Source organism: Pseudomonas sp. Bout1, from assembly GCF_034314165.1.
Lineage (GTDB): Bacteria > Pseudomonadota > Gammaproteobacteria > Pseudomonadales > Pseudomonadaceae > Aquipseudomonas.
In genome coordinates this window covers 5,228,028-5,252,209 of sequence record NZ_JAVIWK010000001.1, presented here as the reverse complement: position 1 = coordinate 5,252,209, position 24,182 = coordinate 5,228,028, and the positions used below count along the sequence as shown (strand labels likewise).

The 24,182-nt window shown below is 62.4% G+C and carries 26 protein-coding genes and 1 pseudogene; 21 read left to right on the top strand and 6 right to left on the bottom strand.

Going from position 1 to position 24,182, the window contains the following annotated elements:
* Positions 1-11: 11 nt before the first annotated feature.
* The 8 genes from RGV33_RS24175 (at position 12) to RGV33_RS24140 (ending at position 7,900) form a co-directional block, all read left to right on the top strand.
* Positions 12-2,216 carry a chemotaxis protein CheA gene (locus tag RGV33_RS24175; RefSeq protein ID WP_322146615.1) on the top strand — a complete coding sequence of 735 codons (2,205 nt, stop codon included), beginning with the start codon at positions 12-14 and terminating at the stop codon, positions 2,214-2,216.
* A 49-nt stretch (positions 2,217-2,265) separates the two neighbouring features.
* Entirely contained in the window at positions 2,266-3,387 is a 1,122-nt protein-coding gene (locus RGV33_RS24170; protein ID WP_322146613.1) for a chemotaxis response regulator protein-glutamate methylesterase, read from the top strand.
* On the top strand, positions 3,387-4,127 hold the full coding sequence (locus RGV33_RS24165) for a flagellar motor protein (protein ID WP_010166125.1): 741 nt from the start codon (positions 3,387-3,389) through the stop codon (positions 4,125-4,127). Before RGV33_RS24170 ends, RGV33_RS24165 begins: the two co-directional genes overlap by 1 nt.
* Positions 4,128-4,269: 142 nt before the next feature.
* Complete coding sequence (gene motD, locus RGV33_RS24160) at positions 4,270-5,157, top strand: flagellar motor protein MotD (protein WP_177087643.1); 888 nt, start codon at positions 4,270-4,272, stop codon at positions 5,155-5,157.
* A gap of 51 nt (positions 5,158-5,208) precedes the next feature.
* On the top strand, positions 5,209-5,997 hold the full coding sequence (locus RGV33_RS24155; protein WP_076015165.1) for a ParA family protein: 789 nt from the start codon (positions 5,209-5,211) through the stop codon (positions 5,995-5,997).
* 142 nt (positions 5,998-6,139) lie between these two features.
* Positions 6,140-6,946 carry a CheW domain-containing protein gene (locus RGV33_RS24150; RefSeq protein WP_322146610.1) on the top strand — a complete coding sequence of 269 codons (807 nt, stop codon included), beginning with the start codon at positions 6,140-6,142 and terminating at the stop codon, positions 6,944-6,946.
* Positions 6,947-7,018: 72 nt separating this feature from the next.
* Entirely contained in the window at positions 7,019-7,504 is a 486-nt protein-coding gene (locus RGV33_RS24145; protein ID WP_003210641.1) for a chemotaxis protein CheW, read from the top strand.
* The gene (locus tag RGV33_RS24140) at positions 7,505-7,900 is read left to right on the top strand and encodes a DUF2802 domain-containing protein (RefSeq protein ID WP_322146608.1); all 396 of its coding nucleotides are present in this window, start codon (positions 7,505-7,507) and stop codon (positions 7,898-7,900) included.
* Between the two features lie 33 nt (positions 7,901-7,933).
* Here RGV33_RS24140 and RGV33_RS24135 read toward each other — a convergent pair whose 3' ends face one another.
* From RGV33_RS24135 to RGV33_RS24125, 3 genes are all read right to left on the bottom strand, one after another.
* Positions 7,934-9,097 carry a hypothetical protein gene (locus RGV33_RS24135; RefSeq protein ID WP_322146606.1) on the bottom strand — a complete coding sequence of 388 codons (1,164 nt, stop codon included), beginning with the start codon at positions 9,095-9,097 and terminating at the stop codon, positions 7,934-7,936.
* Positions 9,098-9,211: 114 nt separating this feature from the next.
* The gene (locus RGV33_RS24130; RefSeq protein WP_003210638.1) at positions 9,212-9,541 is read right to left on the bottom strand and encodes an EscU/YscU/HrcU family type III secretion system export apparatus switch protein; all 330 of its coding nucleotides are present in this window, start codon (positions 9,539-9,541) and stop codon (positions 9,212-9,214) included.
* A complete protein-coding gene (locus RGV33_RS24125; protein ID WP_322146603.1) occupies positions 9,538-11,121 on the bottom strand; it encodes a flagellar hook-length control protein FliK in 1,584 nt (527 codons plus the stop codon). Before RGV33_RS24125 ends, RGV33_RS24130 begins: the two co-directional genes overlap by 4 nt.
* A gap of 252 nt (positions 11,122-11,373) precedes the next feature.
* Here RGV33_RS24125 and ccmA point away from each other — a divergent pair, with 252 nt between their 5' ends.
* The 10 genes from ccmA to RGV33_RS24075 all read left to right on the top strand — a co-directional run bounded on the left by ccmA (position 11,374) and on the right by RGV33_RS24075 (position 18,675).
* Positions 11,374-11,955 (top strand): cytochrome c biogenesis heme-transporting ATPase CcmA, encoded by a 582-nt coding sequence (gene ccmA, locus RGV33_RS24120; RefSeq protein ID WP_416152084.1) that lies wholly within the window; start codon positions 11,374-11,376, stop codon positions 11,953-11,955.
* The gene (gene ccmB, locus RGV33_RS24115) at positions 11,952-12,620 is read left to right on the top strand and encodes a heme exporter protein CcmB (protein ID WP_003210635.1); all 669 of its coding nucleotides are present in this window, start codon (positions 11,952-11,954) and stop codon (positions 12,618-12,620) included. Before ccmA ends, ccmB begins: the two co-directional genes overlap by 4 nt.
* A gap of 85 nt (positions 12,621-12,705) precedes the next feature.
* Positions 12,706-13,461 (top strand): heme ABC transporter permease, encoded by a 756-nt coding sequence (locus RGV33_RS24110; RefSeq protein ID WP_322146599.1) that lies wholly within the window; start codon positions 12,706-12,708, stop codon positions 13,459-13,461.
* Positions 13,458-13,634, top strand: coding sequence for a heme exporter protein CcmD (gene ccmD, locus RGV33_RS24105; protein ID WP_322146597.1), 177 nt, complete (start codon positions 13,458-13,460; stop codon positions 13,632-13,634). Before RGV33_RS24110 ends, ccmD begins: the two co-directional genes overlap by 4 nt.
* Positions 13,631-14,086 carry a cytochrome c maturation protein CcmE gene (gene ccmE / locus RGV33_RS24100; protein WP_008434786.1) on the top strand — a complete coding sequence of 152 codons (456 nt, stop codon included), beginning with the start codon at positions 13,631-13,633 and terminating at the stop codon, positions 14,084-14,086. The genes ccmD and ccmE overlap by 4 nt, the downstream gene beginning before the upstream one ends.
* A 3-nt stretch (positions 14,087-14,089) precedes the next feature.
* A complete protein-coding gene (locus RGV33_RS24095) occupies positions 14,090-16,078 on the top strand; it encodes a heme lyase CcmF/NrfE family subunit (protein WP_322146594.1) in 1,989 nt (662 codons plus the stop codon).
* Positions 16,075-16,611, top strand: coding sequence for a DsbE family thiol:disulfide interchange protein (locus RGV33_RS24090; protein ID WP_177087617.1), 537 nt, complete (start codon positions 16,075-16,077; stop codon positions 16,609-16,611). The genes RGV33_RS24095 and RGV33_RS24090 overlap by 4 nt, the downstream gene beginning before the upstream one ends.
* On the top strand, positions 16,608-17,081 hold the full coding sequence (locus RGV33_RS24085) for a cytochrome c-type biogenesis protein (RefSeq protein WP_010166149.1): 474 nt from the start codon (positions 16,608-16,610) through the stop codon (positions 17,079-17,081). Before RGV33_RS24090 ends, RGV33_RS24085 begins: the two co-directional genes overlap by 4 nt.
* Complete coding sequence (ccmI, locus tag RGV33_RS24080) at positions 17,074-18,267, top strand: c-type cytochrome biogenesis protein CcmI (RefSeq protein ID WP_322146591.1); 1,194 nt, start codon at positions 17,074-17,076, stop codon at positions 18,265-18,267. The genes RGV33_RS24085 and ccmI overlap by 8 nt, the downstream gene beginning before the upstream one ends.
* A gap of 15 nt (positions 18,268-18,282) precedes the next feature.
* A complete protein-coding gene (locus RGV33_RS24075; protein ID WP_322146589.1) occupies positions 18,283-18,675 on the top strand; it encodes a hypothetical protein in 393 nt (130 codons plus the stop codon).
* A 385-nt stretch (positions 18,676-19,060) separates the two neighbouring features.
* On the opposite strand, the pseudogene RGV33_RS34350 reads toward RGV33_RS24075, so the two are convergent.
* Both RGV33_RS34350 and RGV33_RS24070 read right to left on the bottom strand, forming a co-directional pair.
* A pseudogene (locus RGV33_RS34350) lies at positions 19,061-19,117 on the bottom strand (bacteriocin immunity protein); the annotation flags it as partial.
* A 9-nt stretch (positions 19,118-19,126) separates the two neighbouring features.
* Entirely contained in the window at positions 19,127-20,341 is a 1,215-nt protein-coding gene (locus RGV33_RS24070; protein ID WP_416152083.1) for an MFS transporter, read from the bottom strand.
* Positions 20,342-20,461: 120 nt separating this feature from the next.
* Here RGV33_RS24070 and RGV33_RS24065 point away from each other — a divergent pair, with 120 nt between their 5' ends.
* On the top strand, positions 20,462-21,358 hold the full coding sequence (locus tag RGV33_RS24065) for a LysR family transcriptional regulator (protein WP_322146587.1): 897 nt from the start codon (positions 20,462-20,464) through the stop codon (positions 21,356-21,358).
* Between the two features lie 174 nt (positions 21,359-21,532).
* On the opposite strand, the gene RGV33_RS24060 is transcribed toward RGV33_RS24065, so the two are convergent.
* Positions 21,533-21,943, bottom strand: a complete 411-nt coding sequence (locus RGV33_RS24060) for an NUDIX hydrolase (protein WP_322146585.1) — start codon at positions 21,941-21,943, stop codon at positions 21,533-21,535.
* Between the two features lie 263 nt (positions 21,944-22,206).
* Here RGV33_RS24060 and phnC point away from each other — a divergent pair, with 263 nt between their 5' ends.
* Complete coding sequence (gene phnC, locus RGV33_RS24055; RefSeq protein ID WP_322146583.1) at positions 22,207-23,040, top strand: phosphonate ABC transporter ATP-binding protein; 834 nt, start codon at positions 22,207-22,209, stop codon at positions 23,038-23,040.
* A 32-nt stretch (positions 23,041-23,072) separates the two neighbouring features.
* Complete coding sequence (gene phnD / locus RGV33_RS24050) at positions 23,073-24,074, top strand: phosphonate ABC transporter substrate-binding protein (protein WP_322146581.1); 1,002 nt, start codon at positions 23,073-23,075, stop codon at positions 24,072-24,074.
* Positions 24,075-24,182: the final 108 nt, after the last annotated feature.

Genomic DNA, 24,182 nt, shown 5'->3' with positions numbered 1-24,182 from the left:
GGAGCACACCCATGAGCTTCGGCGCCGATGAAGAAATCCTTCAGGATTTCCTTGTAGAGGCCGGCGAAATTTTAGAGCAACTGTCCGAACAACTGGTCGAGCTGGAAAGCCGACCGGATGATGCGAACCTGCTCAATGCAATTTTTCGCGGTTTTCACACTGTAAAAGGGGGCGCCGGCTTCCTCCAGCTCCATGAGCTGGTGGAGTGCTGTCACATCGCCGAGAACGTGTTCGACATCCTGCGCAAGGGTGAGCGGCACGTCGACTCGGAACTGATGGACGTGATCCTGGAAGCACTGGACGCAGTCAACGGCATGTTCAGTGAAGTGCGCGAACGTGCACCGATCACCGCCGCCACCCCGGAACTGCTGGCCGCCCTGGCGCGCCTGGCAGAACCTGCGGCCAACGCGCCGGTGGTTGTAGCGGTGGCCGAACCTGTCGCCGAGCCTGCGGGCGATGTGACCGACAGCGAATTTGAACAACTGCTGGACTCGCTGAACGCCATCAAGGCCCAGGCCGAAGTCCCCGTTGCCAGTGCGCAGGCCTCAGTGCCGACCTCTGAAGACATTACCGACGCCGAATTCGAGTCGTTACTAGACCAGTTGCATGGCAAGGGCCAGTTTGCCCCGGACGCGGTGGCCGCAGCGCCAGCGCCTACGCAAGCAGCGGCGCCTGCCAGCAATGAAATCACCGACGACGAGTTCGAAGCGCTGCTGGACCAGTTGCACGGCAAAGGCTCGTTTGCCGCCGACGCGCTGCCGGAAGTCGCCGCAACAGCCGCTGCACCTGCAGCGCCCGCTGCTGCCGCTCCGGCCGCCGATGGGCTGATCTCTGATCACGAATTCGAAGCCTTGCTGGATGAACTGCACGGCAAGGGCAAGTTTACTGAAGTGGCTGGCGCTGCTGCACCGGCGGCTACTGCCGCCGCTGTCGCAACACCGCCTCCGGTAGCCGCCAGGGCCGCCGCGCCAGTGGCTGCCAAGCCGGCGCCTGCACCGGCGCGTGCCGCTGCGGCCCCGGCTGCAGACAAGCAACCGGCCAGTGAAGCCGAAACCACCGTGCGGGTTGATACCGCGCGCCTGGACGACATCATGAACATGGTCGGCGAACTGGTGCTGGTGCGTAACCGCCTGGTGCGCCTGGGCCTCAACAGCGGCGATGAGGCCATGCAAAAGGCCGTGTCGAACCTCGACGTGGTCACCGCAGACCTGCAAACCGCCGTCATGAAGACCCGGATGCAGCCGATCAAGAAAGTCTTCGGCCGCTTCCCGCGCCTGGTTCGCGACCTGGCACGCCAGCTCAAGAAAGAGATCAACCTGGAACTGGTGGGTGAAGAAACCGACCTCGACAAAAACCTTGTCGAGGCCCTGGCCGACCCGCTGGTCCACTTGGTGCGCAACGCCGTCGACCACGGCATCGAGTCCCCGGAAGAACGTGAAGCCTCGGGCAAGAACCGCCTGGGCAAAGTGATTCTGGCGGCCGAACAGGAAGGCGACCACATCCTGCTGTCGATCACCGATGACGGCAAAGGCATGGACCCCACCGTACTGCGCAACATTGCGGTCAAGCGTGGCGTGATGGACAAGGACGCCGCCGACCGCCTGACCGACACCGAGTGCTACAACCTGATTTTTGCGCCGGGCTTCTCGACCAAGACCGAGATTTCCGACGTGTCCGGCCGTGGCGTGGGCATGGACGTGGTGAAGACCAAGATCAGCCAGCTCAACGGCTCGATCAACATCTACTCGACCAAGGGCCAGGGCTCGAAGATCGTCATCAAGGTGCCGTTGACCCTGGCGATCATGCCGACCCTGATGGTGATGCTGGGCAACCAGGCGTTCGCCTTCCCGTTGGTCAACGTCAACGAAATCTTCCACCTCGACCTGTCGCGCACCAACGTGGTGGACGGCCAGGAAGTGGTGATCGTGCGCGACAAGGCGTTGCCGCTGTTCTACCTCAAGCGTTGGCTGGTGGCCTCGGCCAAGCACGAAGAGCAGCGCGAAGGCCATGTGGTGATTCTCTCCGTGGGCACCCAGCGTATCGGCTTTGTGGTCGATCAACTGGTGGGCCAGGAAGAAGTGGTCATCAAGCCTTTGGGCAAAATGCTGCAGGGAACCCCGGGTATGTCGGGTGCGACCATCACCGGTGACGGTCGGATCGCGCTGATTCTCGACGTTCCGAGCATGCTCAAGCGTTACGCCGCACGGCGTATTTGATTCGGCCCGGGCAGGGCGGTTGTCCCTCGCCCGGCCTAACGGAGTGTTTATGGTAGTCAAGGTCCTGGTGGTGGACGATTCGGGTTTCTTCCGCCGCCGCGTCTCGGAAATTCTTTCATCGGATTCCAATATCCAGGTGGTCGGCACGGCCACCAACGGCAAAGAGGCGATCGATCAGGCCATGGCCCTCAAGCCAGACGTGATTACCATGGACTACGAGATGCCGATGATGGACGGCATCACGGCGGTGCGGCACATCATGCAGCGCTGCCCGACCCCGGTATTGATGTTCTCTTCGCTGACCCACGAAGGCGCCCGGGTCACCCTGGATGCGCTGGACGCCGGCGCGGTGGACTTCCTGCCGAAGAATTTCGAAGACATCTCGCGTAACCCCGAGAAGGTCAAGCAGATGCTCTGCGAGAAGGTGCACAGCATCTCCCGCAGTAACCGTCGCAGCTTGTTCAGTGCGCCGGCGCCGGCACCTGTTGCGCCGCCACCGGCAGCCCCCAGCACCTTTGGTCGCCCGGCGCCTGCGCCGGTTGCGCGCCCGGCCGTGGCTCCGGTGCGTGCGGCTGCGCCCACCGCGCATTCACCGGCACCCAAGCGCAAAGCCTACAAGCTGGTGGCCATCGGTACGTCCACGGGCGGTCCGGTCGCCTTGCAGCGGGTGTTGACCCAGCTGCCGGCCAACTTCCCGGCCCCGATCGTGTTGATCCAGCATATGCCGGCCGCGTTCACCAAGGCCTTCGCCGAGCGTCTGGACAAGCTGTGCCGCATCAGCGTCAAGGAAGCCGAGGATGGCGATATCCTGCGCCCAGGCCTCGCGCTGCTGGCCCCTGGCGGCAAGCAGATGATGGTCGATGGCCGTGGTGCGATCAAAATCCTGCCGGGCGATGAACGCCTGAACTACAAGCCGTGTGTGGACATCACCTTCGGTTCTGCGGCCAAGTCCTACGGCGACAAAGTTCTGGCGGTGGTGTTGACCGGCATGGGCGCCGACGGCCGTGAAGGCGCGCGCCTGCTCAAGCAGGGCGGCAGCGCTATCTGGGCTCAGGATGAAGCCAGTTGCGTGATCTATGGCATGCCCATGGCCATCGTCAAGGCCGACCTGGCCGACGCCGTCTACAGCCTGGACGACATCGGCAAGCACCTGGTGGAGGCCTGTCTCTAATGGATGTATTGAGCCTGATTGGCATCATCATGGCGTTTGTCGCGATTATCGGCGGCAACTACCTCGAAGGCGGCCACCTGGGTGCCCTGGCCAACGGCCCGGCGGCGTTGATTGTGATCGGCGGCACCGTGGGCGCAGCCTTGCTGCAGTCGCCCATGAGCTCGTTCAAGCGCGCGATGCAGATCCTCATCTGGATTATTTTCCCGCCACGTGTCGACTTGCCAGGCGGCATCGACCGCGTGGTCAACTGGAGCCTCACGGCGCGCAAGGAAGGCTTGTTGGGACTGGAAGGCGTGGCCGATGCCGAGCCCGACAGCTACGCACGCAAAGGCCTGCAATTGCTGGTGGACGGCGCCGAGCCGGAAGCGATTCGCAGCATCCTGGAAGTGGATTTCTACACCCAGGAAAGCCGTGACATCAACGCCGCCAAAGTCTTTGAAAGCATGGGCGGCTACGCGCCGACCATCGGCATCATCGGTGCCGTAATGGGCCTGATCCACGTGATGGGCAACCTGGCCGATCCGTCGCAACTGGGCAGCGGGATTGCCGTGGCGTTTGTCGCCACCATCTACGGCGTGGCCAGTGCCAACCTGGTGTTGTTGCCGGTGGCCAGCAAGCTCAAGTCGATTGCCATGCGCCAGTCGCGTTATCGCGAGATGTTGCTCGAAGGCATCCTCTCGATTGCCGAGGGTGAAAACCCGCGCTCCATCGAACTGAAGCTCCAGGGCTTCATGGACTGATGGGCATGAACATTGTAGGAGCGAGCTTGCTCGCGAAAATCGTCAACGATAACGCGGGCATTCTGGATAAACGCGTTGCTCTCGGGTTTTTCGCGAGCAAGCTTGCTCCTACAGTTGATTCGTTGTGTGGAGGTAGTCGTTTGTGAGCCGTCGCCGCCGCGAGCCTGAAGAGCACGTCAACCATGAACGCTGGCTGGTGTCCTACGCCGACTTCATTACGCTGCTGTTCGCGTTTTTTGTGGTGATGTACTCCATTTCCTCGATCAACGAAGGCAAGTACAAAGTCATTTCCCAGGCGCTGATCGGCGTGTTCAGCGACGCGGACCGCTCCCTCAAGCCGATTCCGATCGGTGAAGAGCGCCCCAAGACCGTGACCCCGGCCAAGCCGCTGGTCAATGACAGCGATGAAACCGCCGCTGGCATCGGTGGCACCAGCGACCCGCTGAAAAGCATCGCCGATGACATCAGCGCCGCCTTTGGTGACTTGATCAGCTCCAACCAGATGACGGTGCGCGGCAATGAGTTGTGGGTCGAGATCGAGCTTAATTCCAGCCTGTTGTTCGCCAGCGCCGATGCGATGCCCAGCGACCAGGCGTTTACCATCATCGACAAGGTAGCGGCGATCCTCAAGCCGTTTGAAAACCCGGTCCACGTCGAAGGCTTTACCGACAACTTGCCGATCAGCACGGCGCAGTATCCGACCAACTGGGAGCTGTCTTCGGCCCGCGCTGCGAGCATTGTGCGGATGCTCGCAATGCAGGGCGTGAACCCCGGGCGCCTGGCGTCGGTAGGGTATGGCGAGTTCCAGCCGGTGGCCAATAACGCCACGGCAGAAGGCCGCGCGCGCAACCGCCGGGTGGTGCTGGTGGTGTCGCGCAACCTGGATGTGCGCCGCAGCCTGACCGGTACCGGCACTGCCAATGCAACACCGGATGCCGCCTTGAAGCGGGCTGGCACACAAACTGCACCAGCGCCCGTAAAGGCGCCGGTTCGCGGGAGTGCCGTCAATTCTCCGTCACCGGCTCTATAACCCCATGCAATTTCTCGGTCGAGCCTGTGCCTGCCGGGAGGAACAATTCGAATGAGAGTCTGGGCAGTTGCCAATCAAAAGGGTGGTGTCGGTAAAACCACCACCTCCATCGCCTTGGCCGGCCTGCTGGCCGAGGCCGGCAAGCGCGTGGTCGTGGTCGACCTGGACCCCCACGGCTCCATGACCAGCTATTTCGGCTACGACCCGGATGCCCTGGAGCACAGTTGCTACGACCTGTTCCTGCACAAGGGCAGCGTGCCGGCCGATTTGCCGGGCCAACTGATGCTGCCCACCAGCAATGAAAAAATCTCGCTGTTGCCGTCCAGCACCGCCCTGGCCACCCTTGAGCGCCAGTCGCCGGGGCAGAGTGGCCTGGGCCTGGTCATCGCCAAGACCCTGGCGCAGCTGTGGCAGGACTTCGACTACGCCATCATCGACAGCCCGCCGTTGCTCGGTGTGCTGATGGTCAACGCCCTGGCCGCCAGCCAACAGCTGGTGATCCCGGTGCAGACCGAGCACCTGGCCGTCAAAGGTCTGGAGCGTATGGTCAGCACCCTGGCAATGATCAACCGCTCGCGCAAACAGGCGCTGCCGTTCAGCATCGTCCCGACCCTGTTTGACCGGCGTACCCAGGCGTCCCTTGGCACCTTGCGTGTGCTGCGCGATGCCTATCCGGACACCATCTGGCAAGGCTACATTCCGGTGGACACGCGCTTGCGAGATGCGAGCCGCGCCGGGCTGACGCCGTCGCAATTCGACGGCAAGAGCCGTGGCGTGCTGGCGTACCGGGCGTTGCTCAAGCACCTGTTGTCCCAGCAGCTTGTGGCGCAGGTGGCGTGATGATCATTGTAGGAGCCTGGCTTGCCAGCGATGCAGACGCCGCAGTTTTCTCGACAAAACCGGCTCTCGATTCAAGTCCGGACACTCACAGGCCGATAACCACTGAATACAGGGTGGATGGGGCTTGCGCGTGGGCATACAGATGAACCGTCCCGTTGACTTCAAAACCCGGCCGCAACTGGCGCTGGAGTCCTACCTGGACGCCTTGCTGCAGGACGCGACCGAAGAGATGCCAGAACCGATTCTGATCCTCGATGAAGTCATCGAGCCAGAGCCGGCAGCCCTGGACGAGTTTCAATTAGCGGTCCTGGAAGAGCAGGCCCGTGATGCGTTGGTGGTTCCCGTAGCGGTTCCGGTTGCCGTGCCGGTGCCGGTTGTTGCACCTGCGGTGATCGCGCCGGTAGTGGTCGAGCCGGTGGTTGAGGTTCACCTCCCGCCGAGCATCACCCCGCCGCCCGTGCAGGGCGATGGTCGCCCGGCGTGGGCCGCCGAGCCGTTCGAATGCTTGCTGTTCGATGTTGCCGGGCTGACCCTGGCCGTGCCGCTGGTGTGCCTGGGCTCGATCTACTCCCTGGAAGGCCAGGAGTTGACGCCGCTGTTCGGCCAGCCGGAATGGTTCCTCGGGATTTTGCCGAGCCAGCAGGGCAACTTGAAGGTTTTGGACACTGCGCGCTGGGTGATGCCCGACCGCTACCGTGATGATTTCCGCCAGGGCCTGCACTACGTCATTTCGGTGCAGGGCTACGAGTGGGGGCTGGCGGTGCATCAGGTCAGCCGCTCGTTGCGCCTGGACCCTAACGAAATCAAATGGCGCAGCCACCGGGGCCAGCGGCCATGGCTGGCGGGCACCGTGATCGAACACATGTGCGCGTTGCTGGATGTCGCCGAACTGGCGGAGCTGATTGCCAGCGGCGCGGTAAAAGCGATGCCGCTCAACAAACGCACTTGATAACGAGCGCAGCGCTCTGGCGCTGCCCAAGAACACACACCGTAACCAACGGTATTTGAAGGGGTCTGGAGTATGAACAAGTCAGTGTCCGCACAAGGTCTGGTGGATGATCCAATCCTGCAATGGGTCACCTTCAAGCTGGACAACGAGTCCTACGGCATCAACGTGATGCGTGTGCAGGAAGTGCTGCGCTACACCGAAATCGCTCCGGTGCCGGGTGCCCCAAGCTACGTGCTGGGCATCATCAACCTGCGCGGTAACGTGGTGACGGTGATCGACACTCGCCAGCGTTTTGGCCTGGTGCCGACCGAAGTCAACGACAACACCCGCATCGTGATCATCGAAGCCGACAAGCAAGTGGTCGGGATCATGGTCGACAGCGTGGCGGAAGTGGTTTACCTGCGCCAATCTGAAGTCGAGACCGCGCCGAACGTCGGCAACGAAGAATCGGCCAAGTTCATCCAGGGTGTCTGCAACAAGAACGGCGAACTGCTGATTCTGGTTGAGCTGGACAAGATGATGAGCGAAGAAGAATGGCAGGACCTGGAGAATATCTGATTGTTCCTTGAGGTAGCGGTGATCGTCCTGGCCATCCTATGGGCCGGGACCCTGGGCTTTCTGCTGCGCTATGTGCGCCAGCAACGGGAATGGGCCACTCAACAGGCCGAGCGCGACGCCGTGCGCGACCGGCGCCTGCTGGAACTGGTCAAGCGGGTCGACCACTTCCAGCAGAGCGCTGTGCGTGTGGGCGATGAAGTGCACGAACTGCGTTCGGTGCTGGCGCCGTTGCCAGACAAGTTGTCTGCGCTGGAGCAGCGTGACCCGTCGAGCCTGTCGTTCGCCCAGGCGGCGAAACTGGTGGGCATGGGCGCCACGGTGGATGAGCTGACACAGTCCTGCGGGTTGACCCAGGCTGAGGCGCAGTTGATGAGCCGGTTGCACAAGGACGGCTGAAGGTTGCGAGCTGCAAGCGGGTTCGCTTGCAGCTTACGGCTGATGCCGGTTGGCCAGCCATTCGGCCATGGTCGAGTCCTCCAGGGCATATTCGCCACGGTTGGCTTTCCAGACCAACTCTTTCTCCCGCAGCACTTCCAGTGCTTTCTGCACGTTCGGCGTACTGGCGTTCGGCTCGACCTGGGCCTGCTCCAGCTTGCGGTTCACATCCTGGAAGGTTTTTTCCGCAAAAGGCGAAAACGCTTGCTTGCCCAGGGTTCGTTCGCCCATCACTTCAAGTACCGCTTGTTGCAGGGGCGAGAGGTCGTTGTAGGCGCTCTCGTAGTCGCTCCATATTCCGGCCTGGTGATTGAGTGCCCCGGTCCTCAGCAACTCGCCAAGGTTGCTCGCCTCGCCAAGACCCACGCTCACTTCGGTCAATAGTTTGTTGAGCATTTCCGGGCGCCGGCCCACGAGCTGGAACGCATAGTCCATGTCCTCCAGGTTGAACTGGTTGGTCGCAGCCAGGCGCTGGTTCCAGAGGTCCGTCACGAACTCGACGAAATCCCGGCTCAACAGCGGGAACGGCGTGATGTGGGCGCCAAAGAACGGTTGTTTGCTCTTGAGTACCAGGTTGGCCAGTTTGTCCCGGCTGGACCCGGTGAACACCAGGCGCAGGCCATCTGCCGTGCTGCTGCCGTTGAGATGATCGCGTGCCGCCTTGAGGGCGAACATGGCGTTCACGCCGCCTTCGCTGTTGAGGGCGTGCTGGGCTTCGTCCACGATCAGCACGATCAGTTGCCCCGAGACCTGGTGCAGCACGTCCAGCGCATGGGTGAGCGTGGTGCCGGCGGGCAATTGAGGTTTGGTGAAATCCCAACTCAAGGTGCGCAGCAAGCTGATCTTCTCGATACCGGCCTTCTTGGCCGCCTTGCTCACTGCGCTTTTGAACTCGCCCAGGGCTTTGCCGATGGCGCCGGAGATCAACTCGGCGGGGTCGATTTCGCGGTTCGTCCACAGGTCCACGTAAACCGGCAGCCAGCCTCGCGTCTTGCACTCGGGGATGAGGTCGTTGCGCAGGAACGTACTCTTGCCCGTACGCCGAGGGGCTGCGAGGAACATGCCGGAGCTGTAGTCGGCAAATGACTCGCCTGCCAAATCGCGGGCGAGGGCTTCGGCGAGTAGCTTTCGACGGAGAATCGGGCGAGTAGGGCTCATGGGTTTATCCTGAACTATCTGGTTCGAGATAATCTATACCTTGAAAGATATAATTGCTATACACCCGCGCCTACGGGCTGATCGTTCCCACGCGTGGGAACGATCGCTCCCACATCAATAATCGTCGCCTCTTTCTGTCACATCCCGCTCCACCGGCCCTGCATCCGGGTCATACCCCACCGGGAACTTGCCCTTCAACGTCCACGCGAACGCGATGATCTCTGCGACGGTGCGATACAACTCTTCCGGGATGCTGTCGCCCAATTCCATGCGCGCCAGTAATTTGACCAGCTCGGCATTTTCGTATATCGGGACTTCGTTCTCCCGGGCCAGCTTGAGGATGGCTTCGGCCAGGGCGTCGTCGCCCTTGGCGGTGAGGGTCGGCGCCTGTTGCCCGTCGTATTTGAGGGCAATGGCCTGGCGCGGCGGGTTGGGGTTTTTCATGCGGTTTCATCCACCCAGCGTTGTTCAAGCCCGGTTTTCGGGCCCCGTGGCGGGGTGCCGAGGTGGCAGTCCAGGTCGCCGACGTTGAGCCCCGACGACACCAGGCGCTCGCGCAGGCTGCCCAGGTGGCTTTCGATCAGGCTGGCGGTGAACGGGCGGGTGGCCCACAGCTGGCTCGACAGTTTGCCCTGGCTCAGTTGGGCCTGGACCTGCAACGGGCCGAGCGGCTCCATGTCCAGGGCCATTTCCACGCGCCAGAGCATTTGCTTGGGGTCCTTGGTGTCCTTGCGTTCCGGCTGTTCCTTGTCGGGGGCCGGTTCTTCCCGCTGGAACTTGACCTGCAACGGCACGATGTCCTGCAGGGTGCGCATCGGGATTTCCAGCTGCCATGTAGTCAAGAGCTTGCCGTCAGCCGTGGTGCCGGTTTGTTCCAGGCTCGACAGCTGATGGCTTTGCAGGCGCGAAATGGCCCCGGCCGCCAGGCGCAGCAGGTTTTCCAGGTCGCTTTCACCTTCCAGGCGTTGCATCAGCCGATCCGGTAGCGGAAAACCTGCGGGGGCTTGTCGGGCGCCGACCTGGCCGAGGGTGCCCAACGGGCTGCGCACGAAGCTGGGCAGCAGCTGCGCCAGAGTGTTGGCCGCCAGGATCGCATTCAGGTTGGTGCTGGCGGGCAAGGCCGGCATCAGGTCGGCGACGAGGCGCAGCAGGGCGCCTTTCATGTCCAGTGGCGGGATCTGCGGGTTTTGCCCGGCCAGCAGCTTGGCTTCCAGGAACGTCCCGCTGTTCTGGACCAGTTGCGCCAGTACCTTGGGATTGCTGGCCTGGGCCAGGTCGGGCAGTGCCGCGAGTAACCGCGCAGCGGCGGCACGCAGGTCGACCGAGGTGCCGTCGCTGCTGGTCGCCGGCAGGCTTTGCAGGGCGGTAAACACCACGTCCAGCGAGCCCTGGCGGCTTTGCTGGGTGGAAAGTTGCTGGGCCACGGCCAGTTGGTCCTGGCGCCCGCTCAGAGGCACAAAGCTCAGGGTCTGGGCACTTTGCACCACGGCGCTGAGCAGGCTGGCGATGCGCAACGGTTGCGGGCTTTCGACGGTCAGGGTCGCGCCAGCGAGGACGTTATTGAGCACCGACACCAGCGAGCGATACACCACCGGCTGGTTGGCGCCCTGTGGCAGCGCCTGGGTGGTCAGCACCTTGCCTTGCAGCAGGGTGCCCACCGGCAGTTGGTTGGTGTCGATACGCGTCAGTGCGGCGACGCTGGAACTCAGCGCCTGCTGCAGGCTGATCGACAAATTACCCGACGGCGTCTGGCTGACTTCCACCTGGGTGCCCAGCGGCAGCGGCTGGCTGCTGCTGGCCTGCACCAGGGTTTGCCGGCCGCCTTCCAGGGTCAGCTTGAGCAGCAACTGAAACGCATCGCCGCCTTGTTTAAGCGCCAGCACCTCGGCGTTTACGGTTTTCCCGGGGTCAATCAGGCCGACCTGCGGCTCCAGCAGTTTCAGCAGTTCTCCCGTCGCGGGCGCAGGCGTGGGCCCGGCCGGCAGCGTCGGGGGAAGTGTGGGAAGAGTGATCTCACCGGTCATCGTGCGCGCCGTCTCAAGGGAAATTGCCCTCTTTAGAGTAGGGCATCACATGTATAATGCCGCCCGTCTTCAAAGAGAGCGGTATAAACATCACAACTATTTGATCCAGCTCTCTAAAACCGGTCGCCAAAGCAGTTAATGTGCACCTCTTTAACGGCCGTTCCACCGCCGACTTGAACCGTAAAGGCCCGCGATCTCTTGACCAGCCCTCTTCTAGAAGCCGTAGCGCTCGCTTGTGAACGTGACCTGCGGATGCTGTTCGAACACCTCGAACTGCGTCTGGCGGGCGGCGACATGGTGCAGGTCAGCGGCCCCAACGGCAGCGGCAAGACCAGCCTGTTGCGCTTGCTGGCCGGCCTGATGCAGCCGACGGCGGGCGAAGTTAGGCTCAATGGCAAACCGTTGAGCGAGCAGCGCACGGAGCTGGCGCGCAACCTGATCTGGATCGGCCACGCCGCCGGGATCAAGGATGTGCTGACCGCCGAGGAGAACCTCAGCTGGCTCAGCGCCCTGCATCACCCGGCAAGCCGCGAGGCGATCTGGCAGGCTTTGGCCGCCGTCGGGCTGAAAGGTTTCGAAGACGTCCCTTGCCACACCCTGTCCGCCGGCCAGCAGCGCCGCGTGGCCCTGGCCCGGCTGTACCTGGACGGCCCGCCGTTGTGGATCCTCGACGAACCCTTTACCGCCCTCGACAAACAAGGCGTGGCCCAACTTGAAGAACACCTGGCCGCCCATTGCGAACAGGGCGGCACGGTCTTGCTTACCACTCACCATACGTTGACGCGCGTGCCCGCCGGTTACTGCGACCTCGACCTGGGCCGGTGGTCGGTATGAGTGTATTTGCCCTGTTGGTCGCCCGCGAAGCACGGTTACTCTGTCGCCGCCCGGCCGAACTGGCCAACCCGCTGGTGTTCTTCGCGATCGTGATCGCGCTGTTCCCGTTGGCGGTCGGCCCCGAGACTAAACTGTTGCAAACCTTGTCTCCGGGGCTGGTCTGGGTCGCGGCGCTTTTGTCGGTCCTGCTCTCGCTGGACGGGCTGTTTCGCAGTGATTTCGAAGACGGTTCCCTTGAACAGTGGGTCCTTTCGTCGCACCCCCTGCCTCTTCTGGTTCTGGCCAAGGTACTGGCACACTGGGCGTTTTCCGGCCTGGCGCTGGTATTGCTCGCGCCGCTGTTGGCGATGATGCTGGGATTGCCCACCGAGTGCCTGCCGGTGTTGCTGCTTTCCCTGTTGCTTGGCACGCCGGTTCTCAGTTTACTGGGCGCTGTAGGTGCGGCCCTGACTGTCGGTTTGAAACGCGGTGGCCTGTTGTTGGCCCTGCTGATTTTACCTTTGTATATCCCGGTGTTGATCCTGGGCAGCGGCGCTCTGCAAGCCGCGCTTCAGGGCATGCCGGCGACCGGTTACCTGTTGTGGCTTGGCAGCCTGGCCGCCCTGGCAGTAACCCTGACACCCTTTGCTATAGCGGCTGGCCTGAAGATCAGCGTCGGCGAATAATGAGGTCTGGTTAAGCGTTATAACCTTAATCAGTAAAGACCCTAGGCTGCTCGCAACGACGAGCAGCAACCGTGATGGAAACAGCATGAACTGGACCTGGTTTCACAAGCTCGGCTCGCCCAAATGGTTTTACGGCATCAGTGGCAAACTGCTGCCGTGGTTGAGCATCGCCGCTGTATTGCTGATCGGCATCGGCCTGGTCTGGGGCCTGGCCTTCGCGCCGCCGGACTACCAGCAAGGCAACAGCTTTCGCATCATCTACATCCACGTTCCCGCTGCGATGCTGGCACAGTCCTGCTACGTGATGCTGGCGGTGTGCGGCATTGTCGGCCTGGTGTGGAAGATGAAGCTGGCGGACGTTGCCCTGCAATGTGCCGCGCCCATCGGCGCCTGGATGACCGCCGTGGCGCTGGTCACCGGCGCGATCTGGGGCAAGCCGACCTGGGGTTCGTGGTGGGTGTGGGACGCGCGACTAACGTCGATGCTGATCCTGCTGTTCCTGTACTTCGGTCTTATTGCGCTGGGCAACGCCATCAGTAATCGTGACAGCGCCGCCAAGGCCTGCGCGGTGCTGGCGATTGTCGGCGTGATCAACATCCCGATCATCAAATACTCGGTGGAGTGGTGGAGCACCCTGCACCAGGGCGCCACCTTTACCCTTACCGAAAAGCCGGCGATGCCCGTGGAAATGTGGGCGCCGCTGCTGCTGATGGTGCTGGGGTTCTACTGTTTCTTCGGTGCCGTGCTGCTGCTGCGCATGCGCCTCGAAGTGCTCAAGCGTGAAGCCCGCACCAGTTGGGTCAAGGCCGAAGTGCAAAACAGCCTGGGAGCCCGTGGATGAGCTTCAACTCTTTCAGTGATTTTCTCGCCATGGGCCATCATGCCCTGTACGTCTGGACGGCCTATGGCATCTGCCTGGCGGTGCTGGCCCTCAACGTCGTCGCGCCGATCCTGGCCCGCAAGCGTTACCTGCAACAAGAGGCGCGTCGTTTGCGCCGGGAGACCGAAAAGTGAATCCGCTGCGTAGAAAGCGTCTGTTGATCATCCTGGCCATCATGGCCGGTGTCGGCATTGCCGTGACCCTGGCCTTGAGCGCCCTGCGGGAGAACATCAACCTGTTCTACACCCCGACCCAAATCGCCAACGGCGAAGCGCCGCTGGACACGCGAATTCGTGCCGGTGGCATGGTCGAGAAAGGCTCGCTGCAACGTTCCGGCGATTCGCTGGACGTCAAATTCATCGTCACCGACTTCAACAAGTCCGTGACCATCACCTACCGCGGCATCCTCCCGGACCTGTTCCGCGAAGGGCAGGGCATCGTCGCCCTCGGCAAGCTCAACGCCGACGGCGTGGTGGTGGCCGATGAAGTGCTGGCCAAGCACGATGAAAAATACATGCCGCCGGAAGTCACCAAGGCCCTCAAAGACAGCGGCCAATCCGCCCCGACCCCCGCCAAGGAGGGCTAAGTCATGACGTCCGCACTGTTTATTCCGGAGCTTGGCCAGTTGGCGATGATCCTCGCCCTGTGCTTTGCCATCGTCCAGGCCGTGGTCCCATTGCTGGGCGCCTGGCGCGGTGACCGCCTGTGGATGAGCCTGGCCCAGCCGGCCGCCTGGGGCCAGTTCGCGTTTTTGGTGTTCGCCTTCGGCTGCCTGACCTACGCCTTTATGACCGACGACTTTTCCGTCGCCTATGTGGCCAACAACTCCAACAGCGCCTTGCCCTGGTACTACAAATTCAGCGCCGTGTGGGGCGCCCACGAAGGCTCGTTGCTGCTGTGGGCGTTGATCCTCGGCGGCTGGACCTTTGCCGTCTCGATCTTCTCCCGCCAGTTGCCGCAAGTGATGCTGGCCCGGGTGCTGGCGGTGATGGGCATGATCAGCATCGGCTTCCTGCTGTTTTTGATCATGACCTCCAACCCGTTCACCCGCATCCTGCCGCAGATCCCGGTAGATGGGCACGACCTCAACCCGCTGCTGCAAGACATTGGGCTGATCGTGCACCCGCCGATGCTCTACATGGGCTATGTCGGTTTCTCGGTGGCCTTCGCCTTCGCCATCGCCGCCTTGCTCGGCGGGCGCCTGGATGCGGCCTGGGCGCGCTGGTCGCGGCCCTGGACCATCGTCGCCTGGGCGTTCCTCGGCATCGGCATCACCCTGGGCTCGTGGTGGGCCTACTACGAACTTGGCTGGGGCGGCTGGTGGTTCTGGGACCCGGTGGAAAACGCCTCCTTCATGCCCTGGCTGGTGGGTACGGCGCTGATTCACTCGCTGGCGGTCACTGAAAAACGTGGCGTGTTCAAAAGCTGGACCGTGTTGCTGGCCATCGCCGCGTTTTCCCTGAGCCTGCTGGGTACCTTCCTGGTGCGTTCCGGCGTACTCACGTCGGTTCACGCGTTTGCCTCCGACCCGGAGCGTGGCGTGTTCATCCTGATCTTCCTGCTGTTCGTGGTCGGCGGCTCGCTGACGTTGTTTGCCTTGCGCGCGCCAGTGGTCAAGAGCCACGTCGGCTTCAACCTCTGGTCGCGGGAAACCCTGTTGCTGGGTAATAACCTGGTGCTGGTGGTGGCGGCTTCGATGATCCTTCTCGGTACCCTGTACCCGCTGGCGCTGGATGCCCTGAGCGGCGCCAAACTGTCCGTCGGCCCGCCGTATTTCAACGCACTGTTCATTCCGTTGATGGCGCTGCTGATGGTGGTGATGGCGGTCGGCGTATTGGTGCGCTGGAAAGACACCCCGGTGAAATGGCTGGTGGGCATGCTCGCGCCGGTACTGCTCGGCAGCGCCGCATTGGCGGTGATCGCCGGTATTGCCTACGGCGACTTCAACTGGGCCGTGCTCGCCACCTTCATGCTCGCGGCCTGGGTATTGCTGGCCGGTGTACGCGACCTGATCGACAAGACCCGCCACAAAGGCCTGATCAAGGGCCTGCCGAGCATGACCCGCAGCTACTGGGGCATGCAGGTCGCGCATATCGGCATCGCCGTGTGCGCCCTGGGCGTGGTGTTGTCCAGCCAGAACAGCGCCGAGCGCGACCTGCGTTTGGCCCCGGGCGAGTCCATGGACCTGGCCGGTTACCACTTCATTTTCGAAGGCGCCAAGCACTTTGAAGGCCCCAACTTCACCTCCGACAAAGGCACCGTACGCGTGGTGCGCAACGGCAAGGAAGTGGCCCTGCTGCACCCGGAAAAACGCCTGTACACCGTGCAAAGTTCGATGATGACCGAAGCCGGGATCGACGCCGGTTTCACCCGCGACCTCTACGTTGCCCTGGGTGAACCGCTGGGCGATGGCGCCTGGGCCGTGCGGGTGCACGTCAAACCGTTTGTGCGCTGGATCTGGTTCGGCGGCTTGCTCACCGGTTTCGGTGGTTTGCTGGCAGCGACAGACCGGCGTTACCGGGTCAAGGTCAAGAGCCGGGTGCGTGAAGCCCTCGGCCTGCAAGGAGCGCCAGTATGAAGCGTTGGTTGATGGTGTTACCGCTGGCGGCGTTTCTGGTGGTGGCGGTGTTCTTGTATCGCGGCCTGTACCTGGACCCTGCCGAGCTGCCGTCGGCCATGATCGGCAAGCCATTCCCGGCGTTCTCCCTGCCGACCGTGCAGGGCGACAAGACCCTGACCCAGGCTGATCTGCTGGGCAAACCGGCATTGGTCAACGTGTGGGGCACCTGGTGTATTTCATGCCGCGTCGAGCACCCCGTGCTGAACAAGCTGGCCGAAAACGGCGTGGTGATCTACGGCATCAACTACAAGGACGACAATGCTGCCGCCTTGAAGTGGCTGGCCGAGTTCCACAACCCCTACCAGCTGGATATCCGCGACGAAGACGGCAACCTCGGGTTGAACCTTGGCGTATACGGCGCCCCGGAAACCTTCTTTATCGACGCCAAGGGCGTGATCCGCGACAAGTACGTGGGTGTGATCGACGAAGTGGTGTGGCGCGAGCAACTGGCCGCCAAGTACCAGGCGCTGGTGGATGAGGCCAAGCCATGAAGCGTTGGTTAGCCGCCGCTGTATTGGGCTTGAGCATGGTCGGTGTGGCTCACGCGGCCATCGACACCTACGAATTTGCCAAGGACGGTGACCGCGAGCGTTTTCGCGAGCTGACCAAGGAACTGCGCTGCCCCAAATGCCAGAACCAGGACATCGCCGACTCCAACGCGCCGATCGCCGCCGACCTGCGCAAAGAGATCTTCCGCATGCTCGGCGAGGGCAAGGACAATCAGCAGATCATCGACTTCATGGTCGATCGCTACGGTGATTTTGTGCGCTACAAACCGGCGCTTACCGGCAAGACCGCGCTGCTGTGGTTCGGCCCCGCCGGGCTGTTGCTCGCGGGAGTGGTGGTGATGGCGGTGATTGTGCGCCGCCGGCGTGTCGCCCCGGCCGATGGCTCGGATTCGCTTTCCGTCGATGAGCGTCAACGCCTCGACCAACTGCTGGACAAAAAAACTGATGATTGATTTCTGGCTCGCAGCCGGTCTGCTGCTTCTGATTGCCTTGAGTTTCCTGCTGATCCCGGTATTACGCGGCCGCCGCGCCCAGCGTGAAGAGGATCGCACCGCGCTGAACGTGGCGCTGTATCAAGAACGCGTGGCAGAACTGCAAACCCAGCAGTCCGAAGGCGTGCTGGATGCGGCGCAACTGGACAGCGGCCGCGCTGAAGCGGCACGTGAGTTGCTGGCCGATACCGAAGGTGTGGAAAAGCCTCGTGAGTCGCGCCTCGGCAAACCGTTGCCCTTGCTCGCAGCCTTTCTGGTGCCAGTGCTGGGCGTGGTGCTGTACCTGCATTACGGGGCCAGCGACAAGGTCGAACTGACTCGCGAATTCTCCCAGCCGCCGGTGTCCATGGAAGACATGACCCGCCGCTTGGAGCGTGCAGCAGCGGCCCAACCGGATTCGCCGGAAGGCTTGTACTTCCTCGGTCGCGCCTACATGGCCCAGGACCGTTCGGCCGATGCGGCCAAAGTCTTCGAGCGCACCGTGGCCTTGGCCGGTCGCCAGCCTGAGTTGCTCGGCCAGTGGGCCCAGGCGCAGTACTTTGCCGACAACAAACAGTGGTCGCCCAAGGTCCAGGCCTTGACCGACGAAGCGCTGAAGCTCGACCCGAAAGAAGTCACCAGCCTCGGCCTGCTGGGTATCGCAGCCTTTGAAGGCCAGCGTTACCAGGAAGCGATCGACTACTGGAACCGCCTGCTGGCGCAACTGCCGCCGGAAGACAACTCCCGTGCCGCGCTGCAAGGCGGGATCGACCGCGCCGCCGAGAAGCTCAAAGAGAGCGGCGGTAGCGTGGCGCCCGTGAAGGCACAAAAACAGATGCAAGTTCGCGTCGACCTTGCTGCCGATGTGAAGGCCAAGGCCTTGCCGACCGACAGCGTGTTCATCTTCGCCCGTGCCGTGAAAGGCCCGCCGGCGCCGTTGGCCGCCAAGCGCGTGACTGTGGCCGACCTGCCGATCACCGTCGAACTGGGTGATTCTGATGCGATGATGCCGCAGTTGAAACTGTCCAACTTTCCCGAAGTCCAACTGGTTGCGCGCATATCCCGGGCAGGTGTTCCGACAGCTGGCGAGTGGATCGGCCGCAGCCAACCGCTGGCCAGCAGCACTACTGCGCTGCAGCAGCTGACCATTGACAGTCCGGACCACTAATTCGAGGAAATGCCCATGACCGCCATCGCGCGTATCACCCTGCTCTGCCTGGTACTGGGGTTGAGTGCTTGTGCGGTTCAGCGGCCTGCGTCGCCTACCGGGCCGACCATCCCGCCCACCGGGCCGTCGACCCAGCCGAGCACCCAGCCTTCCGGGCCAGTGATCAAGCCGTCGAAACCGGTGCCTAGCTCTTCACCGACCTTCGCACCGCCGCCAGGTGCGGCGAGCCATTGGGACGGCAAGATGCAGGTGTACGTGCTGGACGAGCAGGACGATACGTTTTACCGCCAGCGCACCTACTACCGCTGGAGCAACGGCTGGAGCCGCTCCATCAGCCCCAACGGGCCGTGGGAAGAGACCGATATCCATGGCGTACCGCCGGGGTTGAGCAAGCAGTACGCGCAATAAAAAAAGGCGACCTTCGGGTCGCCTTTTTCATGGCTGTGGAATACGGCCTACCCCACAACAAGGCACAACAGTGGGCTTGCCTGTGATAGCTGTGTGTACCCACACATTTTCCCAGGATTGCCCAGTACCCCTGTGGTGAGCGGGCTTGCCCCGCGTTGGGCTGCGAAGCAGCCCCAATAAGGCGCCGCAGAGTATCAGGCGAAGTGCGGCGCCTGGTTTTAGGGCTGCTTCGCAGCCCAACGCGGGGCAAGCCCGCTCACCACAAAGGACTTTGGTCTGCTTGCAAGATTTGTGTAGCACCTATGCTGCGATGGCGATGTGTCAGTCGCGCATCCCCCCTGACACACCGCCATCGCGGGCAAGCCAGGCTCCCGCAGGTAGAACATCAGTTGTCCTTGAAACCCGGAAGGCCATTGGCTGCGCGCCATTCTTTTACTGTGTTGGTTCAGCCTTACGCTCGTGCTTGCGCCCGATGCGGCGCACTCAGCCAATGGATCACGCCAGCAATCACCCCCAGCGCCACACCAAACTCGACAATCCCCGACCAGCCCAGCCGCGTCATCAACCAGCCACTGACCGTGGCACCCACCGCGCCGCCAAAAAACGTTGCGGTCATGTACAGGCTGTTGATGCGCCCCTGGGCTTTCGGGTCCACCGCAAACGCTCGCGTCTGGTTAGATACCAGCCCCGCCTGCACGCCGATATCCAGCACAATCACCCCCAGCACCAGCAAGACAAGCGATGTCTCGGCACCCGCCAGCATCAGATAGGCCACGGTCACGGTGCCGATACTGGCGCCAATCACTGTGCGTGAACCCATGCGGTCCGCCGCCTGGCCACCCAGCGAAGCGGCCAGCGCACCAGCTGCACCAATAATCCCGAAACCACCGGCCCAGGCGCTGCCCAATTGCCATGGCCCATGAGCCAACAGTGCCGCCAGATTCACCCAAAACGCATTGAAGCAAGCCCACAACAACGCCTGCACCATCATCGATTGGCGAATCGGGCTGTTATCGCGCATCAGCGGCCACAGCGAGGCCAGCAGGCGAGGGTAAGACAGGTTGGTGCTAGGCACGCCCCGTGGCAGCAGCTTGGCCGCAGCGATCCACACCGGAATCATGAAGGCCGCTTCCATCGCGTACACCGCCCGCCAGCCATAAGCCTCACCGACTACACCGGCGATAGTGCGCCCGAGCAGAATCCCCACCATGATCCCGCTGACCACTGTCCCCACATTGCGCCCTCGCTCATGGGGCTGCGACATCACCGCCGCAAACGGCACCAGTTGCTGCGGTACACAGCTCACAATCCCCAAGCCGAATGACGCCCCGATCAACGCCAAGATACTTGGTGAAAACGCGGCCGCGAGGGCGAAACAGAACGCCAGCGCGATCTGCCCCAGCACCAGCTTGCGCCGGTCAAAGCGGTCGCCCATCGGCAGCAGCAACGCCAAGCCGGTGGCAAACCCCAGCAGGGCGGAACCGGCCACCAGGTCGACGGTGGTCACGTCCACGCCCATGTCCGAAGCGATCAGCGGCAGGATCGGCTGGGTGCAGTAAATATTGGTAATCACCGCGCCGGCGATCACCGCCATCATGATGATCTTGCCGCGCGGCGCAACCGCAGGTGCTGTGGAAGGTTCGGATGTCATCGGCAGGCCACTCACGGCGCTCTCCTTCAATGCAGATCTCCGGGAAGGAGATGAGTGGCCAACGTTACGCACTCGCGCTTGGCAGGATAATCCCCTAGGATTTGGAATCATCCTTCCAGAATTTGATAGGTTGCCATGAACCGCCTTGAATCCATGTCCATCTTCGTTGCCGTGGTTGATGCGGGCAGCCTGACGGCTGCAGCGCGGCGCCTCGACATGCCGCTGGCCAGTGTCAGCCGCAAGATGGCCGAGCTTGAGACGCACTTGAAAACCCGCCTTTTGCACCGGACCACGCGCCAATTGTCGTTGACCGATGCGGGTGGCTCCTACCTGGCGGCGTGCCGGCGCATCCTTGAAGACATCAGCGAGGCCGAGCGCGCCGCTACCGGCGAATATTCCGAGCCCCGGGGCGAGTTGGTGGTCACCGCGCCCGTGGTCTTCGGGCGGCTGCACATCGTGCCGGTGGTGGCGGAATTCCTCGCGCAGTACCCGCAGATCGACATCAACCTGATCCTCACCGACCGCGTCGTGCACCTGATGGAAGAGCATTGCGATGTGGCCGTGCGGATTGGCGAACTGCCCGACAGCTCGCTCAAGGCCATGCAAGTGGGCGCGGTGCGGCGCGTGGTGTGTGCCAGCCCGGCGTACCTGGCCGCTCGCGGTGTACCGGCTGAACCTCAGGACTTGGCAGGGCATGACTGCATCACCTTTGAAGTGCTGGCGTCGCAAGGGGCTTGGGGATTTGGCGCGGGTAAAACCGGGGTCTCGGTGCCGGTGCACTCGCGGTTGTCGGTCAACACCGCGGAAGCGGCGATTGCGGCGGCGACATTGGGGGTTGGGGTGATTCGGGTGCTGTCGTATCAGGTGGCGGATGCGGTGCGGGAAGAGGCACTGGCGGTGGTGCTTGAGGCGTATGAGTCGGCGCCGCTGCCCATTAGCCTGGTGCACAAAGGGCAGTCGCCATTGCCGCTGAAGCTGCGGGCGTTTCTGGATTTTGTGATGCCGCGATTGCGGGCACGCACCGCCCAATAACACCGACGAATTTGGACCTGATGAAGATCAAAATGTGGGAGCTGGCTTGCTGTGGTGAGCGGGCTTGCCCCGCGCTCGGCTGCGAAGCAGCCCCATCAATCTGTAGTGAACCCGACGGGGGACAAGCCCCCTCACCACAGCAAGCCAGCGCCCACATTGGATGTATGTTGGCAGTTAGATCTCGGCAAGGCGCGGTTTTAGAAAACTCAAGGCATCTTTAAACACCTGATGCCACTCTTCTGACGGTTCGCCCGCCAGTGAGTGCCAGAAGAACTGGAACTCGTGGCCGCCATCATCCTCTGCAAAATGCGTCCAGGTATCTGGCAGCTCTTCCGCGACCTGGCATTGGTGAAAGGCCCATGTATGCCCCGTGGACGCTGAGTGCCAAGTGCCCAGGTCACGTATCACCTTGCCGGTTATCCCGGCTTCTTCTTGTAATTCCCGAATCGCAGCTGCGCCGGTGCTTTCGCCTGGCTCCACGCTGCCCTTGACCAGTTGAAGACCGGCCAATGGGTGTTTGAAGGCGAGGATTTCCAGGGATTGGCGGGTTCGCAGAACGACCGGACATGCCTTGTCTTTTCCCATCACACTGCCCTCTTGCACCTATTCGAAGCCAGCTATTGCACCACAGTCCGGCACATTTCCAATGCAGGGTGAAGACCTTGTGGGGGAGCAAGCTCCCTCGCCACAGGTTAGGTATTCAGCGTCAGCTCCAACCTTTCATCAAACCTTCATCAAACAGTTTTACTCCCGTCATGTGCAAGTCATAGGTCTGACACCTCCCGCGCCTACTGTCGTTTGAACTCAAACGCAGCCACGGACGGCTGTTCAACCAGACAGAGAAGCCCATGACTCCAGCTATCCATGTCGATCATCTGAACAAGACCTTTGCGAAAAAATCCGCACTGGTCGACCTCGAACTCACCGTTGGCACCGGTGAGATGGTCGCGCTGATTGGCGCTTCCGGCTCCGGCAAGTCGACCTTGCTGCGCCACCTCGCGGGCCTGGCCTGTTGCGACAAGAGCAACGGCGGCAGCGTCAAGGTGCTGGGCCGGGAAGTGCAGGCCAGCGGGCGGTTGAATGGCAAGGTGCGACGCTTGCGCGCCGACATCGGCTATATCTTCCAGCAGTTCAACCTGGTCAACCGCCTGAGCGTGCTCGACAACGTGCTGCTCGGTTGCCTGGGCCGCATGCCGCGCTGGCGCGGCAACCTCGGGTTGTTCAATGCCGAGGAAAAACACTTCGCCATGGAGTCCCTGGCCCGCGTCGGCCTGGCGGACCTGGCCGCACAACGCGCCTCTACTTTGTCCGGCGGCCAGCAGCAACGCGTGGCGATCGCCCGGGCCCTGACCCAGCGCGCCGAAGTGATCCTGGCCGATGAACCCATTGCCTCGCTCGACCCGGAATCGGCGCGCAAGGTCATGGAGATCCTCGCCGACATCAACGGCCGCGACGGCAAGACCGTGGTGGTCACCCTGCACCAAGTCGATTACGCCATGCGTTATTGCCCGCGAGCCGTGGCGCTCAAGGGCGGGCGGATTCATTTCGATGGGCAGGCAAGCGAGCTGAACAGCCAGTTCCTCAATGATTTGTACGGTGCCGATGTCGACACCAGCCTGATGTTTTCCGACCAGACCCGCACCACCGTCGTCCCCGCACGGCTGGCCCTGGCTCGCGCTTGAAACCCTATTAACGACCCACAGGAATCCTCTCCATGTTGAACCGTATCGGTCATGTGTTTCTGTCCGCCGTCTTGCTCGCCAGCGTGGCCATGGGCAATGCCCAGGCCGCCGACAAGGCGATCAATTTCGGCATCATGTCCACCGAGTCCTCGCAGAACCTCAAGAGCATCTGGCAGCCATTTCTGGATGACATGCACACCAAGACCGGCCTCACCATCAACGCCACCTTCGCCTCCGACTATGCTGGCCTGATCCAGGGCATGCGCTTCAACAAGGTCGACGTGGCCTGGCTGGGCAACAAGGCCGCGATGGAAGCGGTGGACCGTTCCAACGGCGAAATCTTCGCCCAGACCGCCGCCGCCAACGGTGCCGCCGGTTACTGGAGCGTGCTGATCGTGCGCAAGGACAGCCCGATCAACAACGTTGAAGACATGCTCAAGAATGCCAAGAACCTGACCTTCGGCAACGGCGACCCGAACTCCACCTCGGGCTACCTGGTACCCGGTTACTACGTGTTCGCCAAGAACCATGTCGACGCCGCCACCGCCTTCAAACGCACCCTCAACTCCAGCCATGAAGTCAACGCACTGAGCGTGGCCAAGGGGCAGTTGGACGTCGCCACGTTCAACACCGAAAGCTGGGATCGCCTGGCTGTCACTCAGCCGGACAAAGCGGCAATGCTCAAGGTGATCTGGAAGTCGCCGCTGATCCCCGCCGACCCGATGGTGTGGAGCAAGGCCCTGAGCGACAGCGAGAAGGCCAAGATCCGCGATTTCTTCGCCCACTACGGTGACACCGACGAAGAGAAGGCCGTGCTCAAGAACATGCAACTGGGCAAGTTCCTCAAGTCCAGTGACGACCAGCTGTTGCCGATCCGCCAACTGGAGCTGTTCAAGCAGCGCACCACCATCAGCGCCGACGATCACCTGGAAGCGGCCGACAAGACCAAGAAGCTCGCCGACATCGACGCCGACCTCGCGAAGCTGCAACAGCGCATCACCGAACTGGACAAAAAAACCGCTGCCAACGGCTAACCCCCTGTAGGCGCGGGCTTATGTGGGAGCCGGGCTTGCCCGCGATGCAGGCAACTCGGTCTGACAGTAAAACCGAGTCGATCCTATCGCGGGCAAGCCCGGCTCCCA

What these genes read in the sequence shown, in the direction of transcription:
- RGV33_RS24175 (WP_322146615.1), top strand. Translation starts at nt 12, where the DNA reads ATGAGCTTCGGCGCCGATGAAGAAATCCTTCAGGATTTCCTTGTAGAG.
- RGV33_RS24170 (WP_322146613.1), top strand. Translation starts at nt 2,266, where the DNA reads ATGGTAGTCAAGGTCCTGGTGGTGGACGATTCGGGTTTCTTCCGCCGC.
- RGV33_RS24165 (WP_010166125.1), top strand. Translation starts at nt 3,387, where the DNA reads ATGGATGTATTGAGCCTGATTGGCATCATCATGGCGTTTGTCGCGATT.
- RGV33_RS24155 (WP_076015165.1), top strand. Translation starts at nt 5,209, where the DNA reads ATGAGAGTCTGGGCAGTTGCCAATCAAAAGGGTGGTGTCGGTAAAACC.
- RGV33_RS24150 (WP_322146610.1), top strand. Translation starts at nt 6,140, where the DNA reads ATGAACCGTCCCGTTGACTTCAAAACCCGGCCGCAACTGGCGCTGGAG.
- RGV33_RS24145 (WP_003210641.1), top strand. Translation starts at nt 7,019, where the DNA reads ATGAACAAGTCAGTGTCCGCACAAGGTCTGGTGGATGATCCAATCCTG.
- RGV33_RS24135 (WP_322146606.1), bottom strand. Translation starts at nt 9,097, where the DNA reads ATGAGCCCTACTCGCCCGATTCTCCGTCGAAAGCTACTCGCCGAAGCC.
- RGV33_RS24130 (WP_003210638.1), bottom strand. Translation starts at nt 9,541, where the DNA reads ATGAAAAACCCCAACCCGCCGCGCCAGGCCATTGCCCTCAAATACGAC.
- RGV33_RS24125 (WP_322146603.1), bottom strand. Translation starts at nt 11,121, where the DNA reads ATGACCGGTGAGATCACTCTTCCCACACTTCCCCCGACGCTGCCGGCC.
- ccmA (WP_416152084.1), top strand. Translation starts at nt 11,374, where the DNA reads ATGCTGTTCGAACACCTCGAACTGCGTCTGGCGGGCGGCGACATGGTG.
- ccmB (WP_003210635.1), top strand. Translation starts at nt 11,952, where the DNA reads ATGAGTGTATTTGCCCTGTTGGTCGCCCGCGAAGCACGGTTACTCTGT.
- RGV33_RS24110 (WP_322146599.1), top strand. Translation starts at nt 12,706, where the DNA reads ATGAACTGGACCTGGTTTCACAAGCTCGGCTCGCCCAAATGGTTTTAC.
- ccmD (WP_322146597.1), top strand. Translation starts at nt 13,458, where the DNA reads ATGAGCTTCAACTCTTTCAGTGATTTTCTCGCCATGGGCCATCATGCC.
- RGV33_RS24095 (WP_322146594.1), top strand. Translation starts at nt 14,090, where the DNA reads ATGACGTCCGCACTGTTTATTCCGGAGCTTGGCCAGTTGGCGATGATC.
- RGV33_RS24090 (WP_177087617.1), top strand. Translation starts at nt 16,075, where the DNA reads ATGAAGCGTTGGTTGATGGTGTTACCGCTGGCGGCGTTTCTGGTGGTG.
- RGV33_RS24085 (WP_010166149.1), top strand. Translation starts at nt 16,608, where the DNA reads ATGAAGCGTTGGTTAGCCGCCGCTGTATTGGGCTTGAGCATGGTCGGT.
- ccmI (WP_322146591.1), top strand. Translation starts at nt 17,074, where the DNA reads ATGATTGATTTCTGGCTCGCAGCCGGTCTGCTGCTTCTGATTGCCTTG.
- RGV33_RS24075 (WP_322146589.1), top strand. Translation starts at nt 18,283, where the DNA reads ATGACCGCCATCGCGCGTATCACCCTGCTCTGCCTGGTACTGGGGTTG.
- RGV33_RS24065 (WP_322146587.1), top strand. Translation starts at nt 20,462, where the DNA reads ATGAACCGCCTTGAATCCATGTCCATCTTCGTTGCCGTGGTTGATGCG.
- RGV33_RS24060 (WP_322146585.1), bottom strand. Translation starts at nt 21,943, where the DNA reads ATGGGAAAAGACAAGGCATGTCCGGTCGTTCTGCGAACCCGCCAATCC.
- phnC (WP_322146583.1), top strand. Translation starts at nt 22,207, where the DNA reads ATGACTCCAGCTATCCATGTCGATCATCTGAACAAGACCTTTGCGAAA.
- phnD (WP_322146581.1), top strand. Translation starts at nt 23,073, where the DNA reads ATGTTGAACCGTATCGGTCATGTGTTTCTGTCCGCCGTCTTGCTCGCC.